The following is a 13,942-nucleotide window of genomic DNA, read 5'->3' as shown; positions in this document are numbered from 1 at the left end:
ATAAATACAGCGAAACGATAGTGGCACAACGAGATTATGTACGTCGCGGCCAGCCGGCACCTTCGCGACGCAAAAAGAGTAGCTCACGGAAACCGCAACGCAGCATGCCTGCGGTCTCGCCTGCCATGGTCGCGATTGCGGCGGCAGTACTGGTGGCATTCATCGGCGGCCTCTGGTTCATTACGCACCATAAAAAAGAAGAAGCAGAAGCGCTGCAGGGCAATAAAGTTGTCGGCAATGGCTTACCGCCGAAACCGGAAGAGCGCTGGCGCTATATTAAAGAGCTTGAGAGCCGCCAGCCGGGCGTGCGTGCGCCGACAGAACCGTCTGCCGGTGGCGAGGTGAAAGATCCTACCCAGTTAACCAACGAACAGCGTCAGCTGCTGGCACAGATGCAGGCCGATATGCGCCAGCAGCCTACCCAGCTCAACGAAGTGCCGTGGAATGAGCAGACGCCAGCACAGCGCCAGCAAACGCTGCAACTACAGCGTCAGCGCCAGGCACAGCAACAAGCTCAGCAGCAACAGCAACAACAACAGCAGTGGGCGCAGAGCCAGACGGTACAGCAGCCGAAAACGCAACCGCGCGTGACGGAACAACCGCGTACCGCCCAGACTCAGCCGGTGCAGCAGTCAAAAGCGCAGCCGTCTAAGCAAAATCAGCCGTATCAGGATCTGTTGCAGACCCCGGCGCATACCACCGCCCAGGCGCCGAAAACGCAGCAGGCCGCGCCGATCACCAGAGAGACCGAGGCGCCAAAGCCGACGGCTGAGAAGAAAGACGAACGCCGCTGGATGGTACAGTGCGGCTCCTTCAAAGGCGCAGAGCAGGCAGAAACCGTGCGTGCGCAGCTGGCTTTCGAAGGTTTTGATTCACGCATTACCACCAACAACGGCTGGAATCGCGTGGTGATTGGCCCGGTCAAAGGCAAAGACAATGCCGATGGCACCATCTCTCGTCTGAAGATGGCAGGTCACACAAACTGCATTCGACTCGCCTCCGGGGGTTGAAACCCCCAAAATCCCCCCCATCTATCATTCTATTCAGCCCTGAGCACTGGCTCAGGGCTTCTGTTTCCCGATTTTGTAACCAGGGGGTCTGCTCGTGACAACAATAGTAAGTGTACGCCGTAACGGCCAGGTGGTGATTGCCGGTGATGGCCAGGCCACACTGGGTAATACCGTCATGAAAGGCAACGTGAAAAAAGTGCGTCGTCTGTATAACGACAAAGTGATCGCCGGTTTTGCAGGCGGTACTGCTGACGCCTTCACGCTGTTTGAACTGTTTGAACGCAAACTGGAAATGCATCAGGGCCATCTGGTAAAAGCCGCCGTTGAGCTGGCGAAAGACTGGCGTACCGACCGTATGCTGCGCAAGCTTGAAGCGCTGCTGGCGGTGGCCGATGAAAATGCCTCGCTGATCATCACCGGTAACGGTGACGTGGTGCAGCCAGAAAACGATCTGATTGCGATCGGCTCCGGCGGCCCGTACGCCCAGGCCGCTGCGCGCGCGTTACTGGAAAACACCGAGCTGAGCGCTCGTGAAATTGCCGAGAAGGCGTTGGGTATTGCAGGCGATATCTGCATCTACACCAACCACTTCCATACCATCGAAGAATTGAACTCAAAAGCGTAAGGATCTCCCATGTCTGAAATGACCCCACGCGAAATTGTCAGCGAACTGAACAAACACATTATCGGCCAGGATAACGCCAAGCGTTCGGTGGCAATTGCCCTGCGTAACCGCTGGCGTCGTATGCAGCTGGATGAATTGCTGCGCCACGAAGTCACACCGAAAAACATTCTGATGATCGGCCCGACCGGTGTCGGTAAAACCGAGATCGCCCGTCGTCTGGCGAAACTGGCTAATGCGCCGTTCATCAAAGTCGAAGCGACCAAGTTCACCGAAGTAGGTTATGTCGGTAAAGAAGTGGACTCTATCATCCGCGATCTGACCGATTCTGCGATTAAAATGGTGCGCGTCCAGTCTATCGAGAAAAATCGCTATCGCGCCGAAGAGATGGCGGAAGAGCGCATCCTGGATGTGCTGATCCCACCGGCGAAAAATAACTGGGGCCAGAACGAACAACCTGCTGAGCCGTCCGCAGCACGCCAGGCATTCCGCAAAAAACTGCGTGAAGGCCAGTTGGATGACAAAGAGATTGAGATCGATCTTGCCGCTGCGCCAATGGGCGTGGAAATCATGTCACCTCCGGGCATGGAAGAGATGACCAGCCAGCTGCAGTCCATGTTCCAGAACCTGGGCGGGCAGAAGCAGAAGCCGCGTAAGCTGAAAATCAAAGACGCGATGAAGCTGCTGATTGAAGAAGAAGCGGCGAAACTGGTGAACCCGGAAGAGCTGAAGCAGGACGCCATCGACGCCGTTGAACAGCACGGTATCGTGTTTATCGATGAGATCGATAAAATCTGTAAGCGCGGTGAATCCAACGGTCCGGATGTCTCCCGTGAAGGCGTACAGCGCGATCTGCTGCCGCTGGTTGAAGGCTGCACCGTCTCCACCAAGCACGGCATGGTGAAAACCGACCACATTCTGTTTATCGCTTCTGGTGCATTCCAGGTGGCGAAGCCGTCTGATCTGATCCCGGAGCTGCAGGGTCGTCTGCCAATTCGCGTTGAGCTGCAGGCGCTGACTACCGAAGACTTCGAGCGCATCCTGACCGAGCCAAACGCCTCTATCACCGTGCAGTACAAAGCGCTGATGGCCACTGAAGGTGTGAACATTGAGTTCACCGAAGACGGTATCAAGCGTATCGCCCAGGCGGCATGGCAGGTTAACGAAACCACCGAAAACATCGGTGCGCGTCGTCTGCACACCGTGCTGGAACGCCTGATGGAAGACATCTCTTATGATGCGAGCGACCTGAATGGTCAAAGCATTACCATCGATGCTGACTATGTGAGTAAGCACCTTGATGCTTTAGTAGCAGATGAAGATCTGAGCCGTTTTATCTTATAATCGCGGTCATTGCATTTTCATCACTGATGATGGGGCTGAAAAGCCCCATTTTTATTGGCTAATAATCCTATGACAGAAATCAGCCGTACGCGTGCCTGGCTGGAAAGCCTGCGCCCTAAAACCCTTCCTCTCGCCTTCGCCGCCATCGTGGTGGGTACGGCTCTCGCGTGGTGGCAGGGACATTTCGATCCCCTGGTGGCGGCGCTGGCACTGATCACCGCCGGGCTACTGCAAATCCTCTCCAATCTCGCCAACGACTATGGCGATGCCGTCAAAGGTAGCGATAAGCCCGACCGTATCGGGCCCTTGCGCGGGATGCAGAAAGGGGTGATCACCCAGGCGCAGATGAAGAAAGCGCTGATTATCACCGTGGTGCTGATTTGTCTTTCCGGGATTGCGCTGGTGCTGGTGGCCTGTAAAACCCCGGCGGATGCGGTTGGCTTCCTGGTGTTGGGTCTGCTGGCGATCATCGCGGCGATCACCTATACCGTCGGTACTCGCCCTTACGGTTACATTGGGCTGGGCGATATTTCGGTGCTGGTATTCTTCGGCTGGCTGAGCGTGATGGGCAGCTGGTATCTGCAGGCGCATACGCTGATCCCTGCTCTGGTCCTGCCGGCCACCGCCTGCGGCATGCTAGCGACGGCGGTGCTGAATATTAACAACCTGCGCGATATCGACAGCGATCGGCTGAACGGGAAAAACACCCTGGCAGTGCGTCTGGGGCCGGTGAATGCGCGCCGCTATCACGCCTGCCTGCTGATGGGTGCCCTGCTCTGTCTGGCGCTGTTTAACCTGATATCGCTGCACAGCGTCTGGGGATGGCTGTTTGTGCTTGCCACGCCGCTGCTGGTCAAACAGGCCCGTTTCGTGATGCGCGAGCAGAGCGCCTCGGCGATGCCGCCAATGCTGGAACGCACGGTAAAAGGGGCGTTACTGACTAACCTGTTGTTCGTGATTGGGATTGTGCTTAGCCAGACGCTACGTTAGCTGACAAATATCAATTAACAATTGATGATTTTGCCAACAATGCGTTTCGCGCGATATACTGAACACATTCGCAGCAACTGAGCGCTAACCCTATGAAATACGATACCTCCGAGCTTTGTGACATCTACCAGGAAGATGTTAACGTCGTAGAACCGCTGTTTTCCAACTTTGGTGGGCGGTCGTCATTTGGCGGACAAATCATCACGGTAAAATGTTTTGAGGATAACGGGTTGCTGTACGATCTATTCGAACAGAACGGCCGTGGTCGCATTCTACTGATTGATGGCGGCGGCTCCGTGCGTCGCGCGTTAATTGATGCAGAACTTGCCCGTCTCGCCACGCAAAATGAGTGGGAAGGTATGGTGGTCTATGGCGCGGTGCGCCAGGTAGATGACCTCGAAGAGCTGGACATCGGCATTCAGGCCATTGCCGCTATTCCGGTGGGTGCCGCTGGTGATGGCATTGGCGAAAGCGACGTGCGCGTCAATTTCGGCGGGGTGACGTTCTTCTCCGGCGACCATCTGTATGCCGATAACACCGGCATTATCCTGTCTGAAGATCCGCTGGATATTGAGTAATAAAAAGCCGGGTGGCGGCTTCGCCTTACCCGGCCTACAAATTCTGCTTATTCCCTATAGCTTTCGCGGTGTAGCAAGGCGGCAAGCAAATGAATCCCCAGAAACATAGTTAACTATGTGACTGGGGTGAATGCGCGCAGCCAACGCCGCTACGACGTGAAAGATAACGGGAATTAGACCTCTTCCATACGTCCCAGCAGGGCATGCAGACGATCCTGCCAGCCAGTCTGCTGTTCGCGCAGGTGGTGGTTTTCACGCTCCAGCTCTTCGCGACCGTGCTGGGCAGTCTGAATTTCCTGCGACAGCGCGTTGTTTTTTTCTTTCAGCTCTTCGATTTCCATCTGCAGCAGGGTGATGGTATCAATCGCCTGCTGTACTTTCGATTCCAGTTTCTCAAACACTTCTAACGACATAATGCTACCTCTCCTGAATTTGCAAGGCGACGCTTGACGTAAACGCGCACAACACCTGGTGTCGATTGTATGGAGCCCCGCCCTCCCTGTCCAGCGGCAGACCGCGCAGATTGCGGTTTGCAACACTTTTCAGCCTCCTCCTGGTGCGTTCGCGTCATATACCCCTAAATTGTTAACACTTTAGTTAATGGAATGCTTCGTCCCGTCCTGGCCTGTAAACGCTAACGCACACTTAATGGCGCGTTATCGCTCATTTTGTTGACGCGGCACACACATTTTAAGTTCGATATTTCTCGTTTTTGCTCGTTAACGATAAATTAACACTGTGACTACAGGACATCGTGGCGATTGTGACGATTGGCGCGATGACAATAACCATTATTATTCTTTCAGGATCCGATTATGAGTGAAACATCAACCTTAAAAGGCCAGTGCATCGCAGAGTTCCTGGGCACTGGGTTGTTGATTTTCTTTGGCGTAGGATGCGTGGCGGCGCTCAAAGTGGCGGGCGCCAGCTTCGGTCAGTGGGAGATCAGCATCATCTGGGGTCTGGGGGTGGCGATGGCCATCTACCTGACGGCAGGTGTTTCAGGTGCCCATCTCAACCCTGCGGTAACCATCGCGCTGTGGCTGTTTGCCTGCTTCGACAAACGCAAGGTTGTTCCCTTTATTGTGGCGCAGTTTGCCGGTGCCTTTTGCGCCGCAGCGTTAGTTTACGGGCTCTATTACAATCTGTTTGCTGACTTTGAACAGACACACCATATGGTACGCGGCAGCGTCGAGAGCCTTGACCTGGCGGGTATCTTCTCAACCTATCCGAATCCGCACATTAACTTTGTGCAGGCCTTCGCAGTAGAGATGGTGATCACCGCTATTCTGATGGGCGTCATCATGGCGCTGGGTGATGATGGCAACGGCATTCCGCGCGGGCCGCTGGCACCGCTGCTGATCGGTTTACTGATTGCGGTGATCGGTGCGTCCATGGGGCCGCTGACGGGCTTCGCCATGAACCCGGCGCGTGACCTGGGGCCAAAGACCTTTGCCTTCTTCGCGGGCTGGGGCGACGTGGCCTTTACCGGCGCGAAAGATATTCCCTACTTCCTGGTGCCGCTGTTCGGCCCGATCGTTGGGGCATCGCTGGGCGCATTCGGCTATCGTAAGCTAATTGGACGCCATCTGCCGTGCGACACCTGTGTGGTTGAGGAGAAGAAAAGCCTCTCCCCGACTGAATCAAAAGCTTCGCTGTAATCTGACTACGGGACTCATAAAATGACTGACAAAAAATATATCGTTGCGCTCGACCAGGGCACGACCAGCTCCCGCGCTGTCGTTATGGATCATGACGCGAATATCGTCAGCGTGTCACAGCGCGAATTCGAGCAAATCTATCCTAAGCCAGGCTGGGTTGAACACGACCCGATGGAGATCTGGGCATCGCAAAGCTCAACGCTGGTTGAAGTGCTGGCAAAAGCCGACATCAGTTCCGATGAGATTGCGGCCATTGGCATCACCAACCAGCGTGAAACCGCCATTGTCTGGGAACGCGAAACCGGTAAGCCGATTTATAACGCCATCGTCTGGCAGTGCCGCCGTACCGCGGAGATCTGCGAGAAACTCAAGCGTGACGGCATGGAAGAGTACGTGCGCAGCGCCACCGGCCTGGTGGTGGACCCGTACTTCTCCGGCACCAAGGTGAAATGGATCCTTGACCACGTTGAAGGCTCCCGTGAGCGCGCTAAACGCGGCGAACTGCTGTTCGGCACCGTGGACACCTGGCTTATCTGGAAGATGACCCAGGGGCGCGTTCACGTCACCGATTACACCAACGCTTCGCGCACCATGCTGTTCAACATCCACGATCTGGACTGGGATGACAAAATGCTGGACGCGCTGGACATCCCGCGCGCCATGCTGCCGCAGGTGCGTAAATCGTCTGAAGTGTACGGCCAGACCAACATCGGCGGTAAAGGCGGCACCCGTATTCCGATTGCCGGGATCGCCGGCGACCAGCAGGCGGCGCTGTTTGGCCAGCTGTGCGTCAAAGAAGGGATGGCGAAAAATACCTACGGCACCGGCTGCTTCATGCTGATGAATACCGGCGAGAAGGCGGTGAAATCAGAGCATGGCCTGCTGACCACCATCGCCTGCGGCCCGCGCGGGGAGGTGAACTACGCCCTCGAAGGCGCAGTGTTTATGGCCGGGGCCTCGATTCAGTGGCTGCGCGACGAGATGAAGCTTATCAGCGATGCCTTCGACTCGGAGTATTTCGCCACCAAGGTGAAAGACACTAACGGGGTATATGTGGTACCGGCCTTTACCGGTCTGGGCGCACCATACTGGGACCCGTATGCCCGCGGGGCGATTTTCGGCCTGACGCGTGGGGTGAACTCTAACCACATCATCCGCGCCACGCTGGAGTCGATTGCCTATCAGACCCGTGACGTACTGGAAGCGATGCAGGCCGACTCCGGCATTCGTCTGCACGCCCTGCGTGTCGACGGCGGCGCGGTGGCTAACAACTTCCTGATGCAGTTCCAGTCTGACATTCTGGGCACCCGCGTGGAGCGCCCGGAAGTGCGTGAAGTAACGGCGCTGGGGGCGGCTTACCTTGCCGGTCTGGCGGTCGGCTTCTGGCAGAACCTGGATGAGCTGCAGGAGAAAGCGGTCATCGAGCGTGAATTCCGCCCGGGCATCGAAACTACCGAGCGCAACTACCGTTACAGCGGCTGGAAGAAAGCCGTGAAACGCGCCCTGGCGTGGGAAGAGCACGACGAGTCCTAATAGTTCCCCTCACCCTAACCCTCTCCCCAAAGGGGAGAGGGAATTGGAACACCCTCGCGGGTCCCCAGCCCGCACCCCACCCCACTCTGTGATAAACTTCGTGCAATTCCTTTTGACCGCACGAGTACCCCATGAAACGTGAACTTGCTATCGAATTCTCCCGCGTGACCGAAGCCGCCGCCCTGGCAGGCTACAAATGGCTTGGCCGTGGCGACAAAAATACCGCCGACGGTGCCGCCGTCCATGCCATGCGCATTGTGCTTAACCAGGTCAACATCGACGGTACCATCGTGATTGGCGAAGGCGAGATCGACGAAGCGCCAATGCTGTTTATCGGTGAAAAAGTCGGGACCGGCAAAGGCGACGCGGTGGATATCGCCGTCGACCCGATTGAAGGCACCCGCATGACCGCCATGGGGCAGGCTAACGCCCTGGCCGTGCTGGCCGTGGGCGATAAAGGCACCTTCCTCAATGCGCCCGATATGTATATGGAGAAGCTGATTGTCGGGCCGGGCGCCAAAGGGGTTATCGATCTCAATCTGCCGCTGGCGGATAACCTGCGCAATATCGCCGCCGCGCTCAATAAACCGCTGAGCGAACTGACGGTCACCATCCTGGCAAAACCGCGTCATGATGTAACGATTGCCCACATGCAGCAGCTGGGTGTGCGCGTCTTTGCTATTCCCGATGGTGACGTGGCGGCCTCTATCCTCACCTGCATGCCGGACAGCGAAGTCGACGTGCTGTATGGCATCGGCGGCGCGCCGGAGGGGGTGGTTTCCGCCGCGGTGATCCGTGCTCTCGACGGCGATATGCAGGGGCGTCTGCTGGCCCGTCACGACGTGAAAGGCGACAGCGAAGAGAACCGCCATATCGGTGAGCAGGAGCTGGCCCGCTGTGCCGCAATGGGCATCGAGGCCAATACCGTGCTGCGTCTCGATGATATGGCGCGCAACGATAACGTCATCTTCTCGGCCACCGGCATCACCAAAGGCGACCTGCTGGACGGCATCACCCGCAAAGGCAATATGGCCACTACCGAAACGCTGCTGATCCGCGGTAAATCACGCACCATTCGCCGCATTCAGTCGATTCACTATCTCGACCGCAAAGATCCCGACGTGCAGACCCACATTCTGTAAAACCATTTGATCAATTGAGCTTTCCGGCCCCCACGGGCTGGAAATCTCCCTCTCAGGTAAGGAAGATAGAACCCGAGATCAGCACAGGAGAACATCATGGCAGACTGGGTAACAGGTAAAGTCAAAAAGGTAGAGTTCTGGACCGATGCGCTATTTAGTCTCACCGTCCATGCGCCCATTCATCCCTTTACGGCCGGGCAATTTGCCAAGCTGGGGCTGGAAATCGACGGCGAACGCGTGCAGCGCGCCTACTCCTATGTCAACGCGCCGGATAATCCGGATCTCGAGTTCTATCTTGTCACCGTCCCCGATGGCAAACTCAGCCCGCGCCTGGCGGCCCTCAAACCAGACGATGAGATCCAGATCGTCAGCGAAGCCGCTGGTTTCTTCGTGCTTGAGGAAGTTCCAGACTGCGACACCCTGTGGATGCTGGCGACCGGTACCGCCATTGGCCCGTATCTGTCGATCCTGCAATACGGGAAAGACCTGGAACGCTTTAAAAACATCGTGCTGGTACATGCCGCGCGCTATGCCGCTGATCTGAGCTACCTGCCGCAGATGCTGGAATTGCAGAAACGCTATGAAGGGAAAGTGAAAATTCAGACGGTGGTGAGCCGCGAAACGGTGCCAGGTTCCCTGGCCGGACGCGTACCGGCGCTGATTGAAAACGGTGAACTGGAAGCCGCCGTTGGCCTGCCGATGACCGCTGAGACCAGTCATGTGATGCTGTGCGGCAACCCCCAGATGGTGCGCGACACCCAACAGCTGCTGAAAGAGACCCGGCAGATGACCAAGCATTTACGCCGTCGGCCGGGCCATATGACCGCAGAGCACTACTGGTAATTAACGGTACTTTACGTCGATCGTATCTTTGCCGTATTTGTTCTCGCCCTGGGTGCCCACAAACGCGCCCAGGTCGACAATGATCATCACAAAAATAATGGTGGGGATCAGCCTGCCAACCATCCACGGCAGCAGGGAAGGCAGCATCGACCAGTTGCCCGCCAGAAGCATCCACGCCAGCACCACCAGCAGCGCCCACAACCCCGAGCGACCCCGATCGTGCAGACGTTTCACTAATACCGCCGCGGTCGGCCACAGCAGCGAAACCAGCGCGAATGCCGCCGTCTGGGTATTTAGCCACGCGTTATTGGCAAGAATAAACAGACCCAGCATGGCGACAATCCATACGCCAATCCAGATCCAGAAATCACGGCGTCCAATACGCCCTTTGAATGAAAACAACCACTGCTGTATGGTCATGCCAGGTTCCTTATTATCATTGCGGAGCGTAGTTTACCCTGGAGTCGCATCCTTTTGACAAGCCAGCCAGATATCGTTTTAATCGTCACAGTAACATTCAGAGACTTTATTGATGAAGATGTGGTTTCACCTTATTTGGCTGGGTTTAACGCTGTCATGTGCGAGCGTTTCTCTGCGCGCTGCCGAGACATCCGCACCGGCAACCGCTCCCTACGTGATGCCGGGCGCGCCGTCGTTTGATCAATCCATTAGCCTGTTCCGCGAGGGCTTCAACAGCGATAACCCCACTTTGTCGCTGAATGAGTTTCGCGCCATAGATGGCGCCCGCGATACCCCCAATCTGACCCGCGCCGCCAGCAAAATTAATGAGAATTTGTACGCTTCAACGGCGCTGGAACGCGGAACGCTCAAAATCAAGAGCATGCAGATAACCTGGTTGCCGATCCAGGGGCCGGAGCAGAAAGCCGCCAAAGCCAAAGCGCTGGAGTACATGAGCGCCATTTTACGGGCGTTTACTCCGGCGTTGACCAAATCACAAAGCCAGCAAAAGCTGCAAAAACTGCTGGCTGCCGGGAAAAACAAACGGTACTACGCCGAAACGGAAGGCGCGGTTCGCTATGTAGTGGCAGATAACGGTGAAAAGGGGCTGACCTTCGCTGTTGAACCGATTAAGCTGGCGTTATCTGAGACCCTCGGCGGGGCGAATTAATGACAAAAAGCAAAGCCTTTCGAGGGAAAATCTCTATACTGATTCACAGACCATGCTGCCCAGCCGGGTGGCCATATTCCTTAATTCGCTCTTGAGCGTGGAGAATTGAAATGCGACATCCTTTAGTGATGGGTAACTGGAAACTGAACGGCAGCCGCCACATGGTAAACGAGCTGGTAGCGAACCTGCGTAAAGAGCTGGCTGGCGTGACGGGCTGTGCTGTTGCGATCGCTCCGCCGGACATGTACCTGGATATGGCTAAACATGCCGCTGACGGCAGCCACATCGTTCTGGGTGCACAGAACGTTGACGTTAACCTTTCTGGCGCGTTCACCGGTGAAACCTCCGCTGAAATGCTGAAAGATATCGGCGCGAAATACATCATCATCGGCCACTCTGAGCGTCGTACTTACCACAAAGAGTCCGACGAATTCATCGCTAAAAAATTCGCTGTGCTGAAAGAGCAGGGTCTGATCCCGGTTCTGTGCATCGGTGAAACCGAAGCCGAAAACGAAGCGGGCAAAACTGAAGAAGTCTGTGCACGTCAGATCGACGCCGTGCTGACCACTCAGGGCGCGAGCGCGTTCGAAGGCGCGGTTATTGCTTACGAGCCAGTATGGGCGATCGGTACCGGCAAATCTGCCACCCCAGCGCAGGCTCAGGCAGTTCACAAATTCATCCGTGACCACATTGCTAAAGCAGACGCGAAAGTGGCTGAGCAAGTGATCATCCAGTACGGCGGTTCCGTAAACGCAGCAAACGCCGCTGAGCTGTTCACCCAGCCGGACATCGACGGCGCGCTGGTTGGCGGCGCATCCCTGAAAGCAGACGCTTTCGCGGTGATCGTTAAAGCAGCAGAAGCGGCTAAACAGGCGTAATCGCCTTCATCCCTCTCCCCTATGGGGAGAGGGCAAGGGTGAGGGGAACAGACCGCACTGAACTACAATTTCCCCAGAACACTAAACCACAGATAGTCCAGCGGCAGCAGCACCAGCCAGGTTGCCACCGCCAGCGCCAGACAGAGCAGCATCCCCGCCCGGGCAGGCACCCTCCCCAGCCCCATCGCCACCACAATCGGTGACGCCTGATACGGCAGCAGCGGTGTGGAGTACCCCAGTACCTGAATCATAATTACCGACAATAACGGGAAGCCAGTGGCGTCCGAGAAGCTTTGCGCCAGGGTGGTGTACAGCGCCGGAACCCCGTTGGCGGTCATGATGAAATTCAGCGCGGTGGTAATGCCGGTCAGCGCGAGGAAACTGGTGAACGGCGTATCAGCATCCAGCGGCATCACCCGCATCAGCGCCTCGCCCACCGCACTGCCGATCCCGGTCTGTGTTACGGTGATCGCCAGTCCAAGGATGCCCGCCACGTAAATACAGGTCCGCATGTTCACCCCGGCCGAGAACTCTTCCCCGGTGATAAAACCGATCCGCGGCAACATCACCACCAACGACGCCGCAAGCCCGGTCCACGCCGGACCAATCCCGTGCCAGCTCTCCGTTACCCACATCACCAGCACCACCGCCAGCAGCCAGGCGAGACGCTTTTCATCGCGACCCATGGGCGCCGGCGGCGTCAGATCCTTCACCGGTTTTGGGGTGCCAGGGAACAGCCAGCAGATCAGGCCGATCAGAATCAGACCCTTGAGAATGCCCAGCACCGGCGTGTGCAGCAGCAGGTATGGGACATAGTTGAGATGAATACCGTACGAGCCTTCGGCCGCCCCGCTCATCACCAGGTTGGGCACGTTGGCCGGGAGGATAGTGGCCGACAGCTGGAAGGTGCCAAAGCCCACCGCCAGCGCCAGACCAAACCACGCCCGGGAGCCGTCGGCAATGCCGGCCCGCTTCGCCATCGCCGCCACAATCGGCATCAGCAGCGCGATGCGCCCCATGTTAGAGGGCATTACAAATGCCAGCGCATAGGTGAGCAACACCACGCTGGCTACCATCAGCGGCCAGGAGTCGGTGAGCCTGGACGACAGCGCCCGCGCCGCCCTGTCCGCCAGCCCGGTTTTGCGGATCGCCACCCCCAGTACAAATCCGCTGAACACCAGCCAGAATGCCGACGAGGCAAAGCCGCCGAAGATCACCTCCGGCGGCGCAATTTTAGCGATCATCGCCGCGGTAAAGAACAGCAGCGCGGTGAGAAATTCCGGCAGCAGGGAGGTTGCCCACAGGATGATGGTGACGACGATAATCAGCGAGGGCAGAAACAGCGGGTGAGTGAACCAGAGCGACATGCCTGTCTCCTGTAGAATTTTTCAGCAAGTCTACGGCGGCAGGCTGCGGGAGTAAACGCTCTTTATGGTGGGATCACTTCAGGATATCGCATTGATGATCCTGCAATTCCTCAGCCGAGGCGAGGTTAAACGTCAGCAGATTGCGCTCGGTTGCCAGCAGGATAAACGACCCATCCGCCTGCTGGGCCATCGCCATACCGTAGCGCCCCATATGCTTGCGCGCATCAGGAACCTCTTCGGCCAGCATCATGAATGGGCTGCGTTTCACCAGCTCCGCTTCCGTCACCCGACGCGCCAGATACTCGTGCCCTTCCAGCCCGCCGGGGAACGGCAGCCATTGGGTGCTGATTTTTCCCTGATTAGCATTGAGCTTCTCACGCACGTCCGGGCGCAGGCAGGAGATATGGATATGAAAATGATTTTGCGTGCGCCCGATCCGCGAATTAATGGCCAGCGATACCGCGCTGTTGGGGATCTCCGCGCCGTGCTTCAGACGCATGAAACTGCGCGCCTGCCATGCCAGCCAGAAGAAGTTGGGGGTCTGCGCCTTCGTCAGCAGGGGGCTTTCGCTGCCATTGATCCGGTACGTTGGCATCAGCAGATACTGCAGCGGGCCGTTGCGATCCTTGAAGACCACGTAGCCTGCATCGGGCTTTACCTGGGCACAGGGGGCGGGATTGCGGTGTTGCAGCTGTCCGGGCAGACACTGATCGAGAACAATATGGCGTAACGCATCAGGATGACCGGCGGTCTTGAGCCAGACACCGACGATGACACTCGTCACCACCACCAGCGCCAGGAGGAGTAAAACGGCTTTTTTCATGACGCGTTCCCTGTTTTCGGTT

15 protein-coding genes are annotated in these 13,942 nt (G+C 57.0%); 11 read left to right on the top strand and 4 right to left on the bottom strand.

Features of this window, described 5'->3' with window-relative positions:
- Nucleotides 1–20 precede the first annotated feature (20 nt).
- From ftsN to rraA, 5 genes are all read left to right on the top strand, one after another.
- Nucleotides 21–1,010: a cell division protein FtsN gene (gene ftsN / locus LG383_RS19445; RefSeq protein ID WP_225759955.1), complete on the top strand. Its 990-nt coding sequence runs from the start codon at nucleotides 21–23 to the stop codon at nucleotides 1,008–1,010.
- A gap of 94 nt (nucleotides 1,011–1,104) precedes the next feature.
- Nucleotides 1,105–1,635: an ATP-dependent protease subunit HslV gene (gene hslV, locus LG383_RS19440; protein WP_090465309.1), complete on the top strand. Its 531-nt coding sequence runs from the start codon at nucleotides 1,105–1,107 to the stop codon at nucleotides 1,633–1,635.
- A gap of 9 nt (nucleotides 1,636–1,644) precedes the next feature.
- The gene (gene hslU / locus LG383_RS19435; protein WP_106995788.1) at nucleotides 1,645–2,976 is read left to right on the top strand and encodes an HslU--HslV peptidase ATPase subunit; all 1,332 of its coding nucleotides are present in this window, start codon (nucleotides 1,645–1,647) and stop codon (nucleotides 2,974–2,976) included.
- Between the two features lie 69 nt (nucleotides 2,977–3,045).
- Nucleotides 3,046–3,966 carry a 1,4-dihydroxy-2-naphthoate polyprenyltransferase gene (gene menA, locus LG383_RS19430; RefSeq protein ID WP_166184833.1) on the top strand — a complete coding sequence of 307 codons (921 nt, stop codon included), beginning with the start codon at nucleotides 3,046–3,048 and terminating at the stop codon, nucleotides 3,964–3,966.
- A 92-nt stretch (nucleotides 3,967–4,058) separates the two neighbouring features.
- On the top strand, nucleotides 4,059–4,544 hold the full coding sequence (rraA, locus tag LG383_RS19425; protein ID WP_106995786.1) for a ribonuclease E activity regulator RraA: 486 nt from the start codon (nucleotides 4,059–4,061) through the stop codon (nucleotides 4,542–4,544).
- 173 nt (nucleotides 4,545–4,717) lie between these two features.
- Here rraA and zapB read toward each other — a convergent pair whose 3' ends face one another.
- A complete protein-coding gene (zapB, locus tag LG383_RS19420; protein WP_106995785.1) occupies nucleotides 4,718–4,957 on the bottom strand; it encodes a septal ring assembly protein ZapB in 240 nt (79 codons plus the stop codon).
- A 402-nt stretch (nucleotides 4,958–5,359) separates the two neighbouring features.
- Between zapB and LG383_RS19415 the strand changes: the two genes are divergently transcribed.
- The 4 genes from LG383_RS19415 to fpr all read left to right on the top strand — a co-directional run bounded on the left by LG383_RS19415 (nucleotide 5,360) and on the right by fpr (nucleotide 9,723).
- Entirely contained in the window at nucleotides 5,360–6,205 is an 846-nt protein-coding gene (locus tag LG383_RS19415) for an MIP/aquaporin family protein (RefSeq protein ID WP_106995784.1), read from the top strand.
- Between the two features lie 21 nt (nucleotides 6,206–6,226).
- A complete protein-coding gene (gene glpK, locus LG383_RS19410) occupies nucleotides 6,227–7,738 on the top strand; it encodes a glycerol kinase GlpK (protein WP_225759954.1) in 1,512 nt (503 codons plus the stop codon).
- A 131-nt stretch (nucleotides 7,739–7,869) separates the two neighbouring features.
- Entirely contained in the window at nucleotides 7,870–8,880 is a 1,011-nt protein-coding gene (gene glpX, locus LG383_RS19405; RefSeq protein WP_225759953.1) for a class II fructose-bisphosphatase, read from the top strand.
- Between the two features lie 96 nt (nucleotides 8,881–8,976).
- Nucleotides 8,977–9,723 carry a ferredoxin--NADP(+) reductase gene (gene fpr, locus LG383_RS19400; RefSeq protein WP_225759952.1) on the top strand — a complete coding sequence of 249 codons (747 nt, stop codon included), beginning with the start codon at nucleotides 8,977–8,979 and terminating at the stop codon, nucleotides 9,721–9,723.
- On the opposite strand, the gene LG383_RS19395 is transcribed toward fpr, so the two are convergent.
- A complete protein-coding gene (locus LG383_RS19395; RefSeq protein ID WP_225759951.1) occupies nucleotides 9,724–10,143 on the bottom strand; it encodes a DUF805 domain-containing protein in 420 nt (139 codons plus the stop codon).
- A gap of 112 nt (nucleotides 10,144–10,255) precedes the next feature.
- On the opposite strand from LG383_RS19395, the gene LG383_RS19390 reads away from it, so the two are divergent.
- Together LG383_RS19390 and tpiA are read left to right on the top strand one after the other, a co-directional pair.
- Complete coding sequence (locus tag LG383_RS19390; RefSeq protein ID WP_166184843.1) at nucleotides 10,256–10,852, top strand: DUF1454 family protein; 597 nt, start codon at nucleotides 10,256–10,258, stop codon at nucleotides 10,850–10,852.
- Between the two features lie 110 nt (nucleotides 10,853–10,962).
- On the top strand, nucleotides 10,963–11,730 hold the full coding sequence (gene tpiA, locus LG383_RS19385) for a triose-phosphate isomerase (protein WP_106995778.1): 768 nt from the start codon (nucleotides 10,963–10,965) through the stop codon (nucleotides 11,728–11,730).
- Nucleotides 11,731–11,792: 62 nt separating this feature from the next.
- Here the strand turns inward: tpiA and LG383_RS19380 are convergent, their stop codons facing one another.
- Both LG383_RS19380 and LG383_RS19375 read right to left on the bottom strand, forming a co-directional pair.
- On the bottom strand, nucleotides 11,793–13,097 hold the full coding sequence (locus LG383_RS19380; protein ID WP_225759950.1) for an SLC13 family permease: 1,305 nt from the start codon (nucleotides 13,095–13,097) through the stop codon (nucleotides 11,793–11,795).
- Nucleotides 13,098–13,170: 73 nt separating this feature from the next.
- Entirely contained in the window at nucleotides 13,171–13,920 is a 750-nt protein-coding gene (locus LG383_RS19375) for a CDP-diacylglycerol diphosphatase (RefSeq protein ID WP_225759949.1), read from the bottom strand.
- Nucleotides 13,921–13,942: the final 22 nt, after the last annotated feature.

The organism is Leclercia sp. Marseille-Q4284 (genome assembly GCF_916618945.1).
Classification (GTDB): domain Bacteria; phylum Pseudomonadota; class Gammaproteobacteria; order Enterobacterales; family Enterobacteriaceae; genus Enterobacter; species Enterobacter tamurae.
Note: the sequence above shows the minus strand (reverse complement) of the source record. Positions and strands in the feature narration are given on the sequence as shown.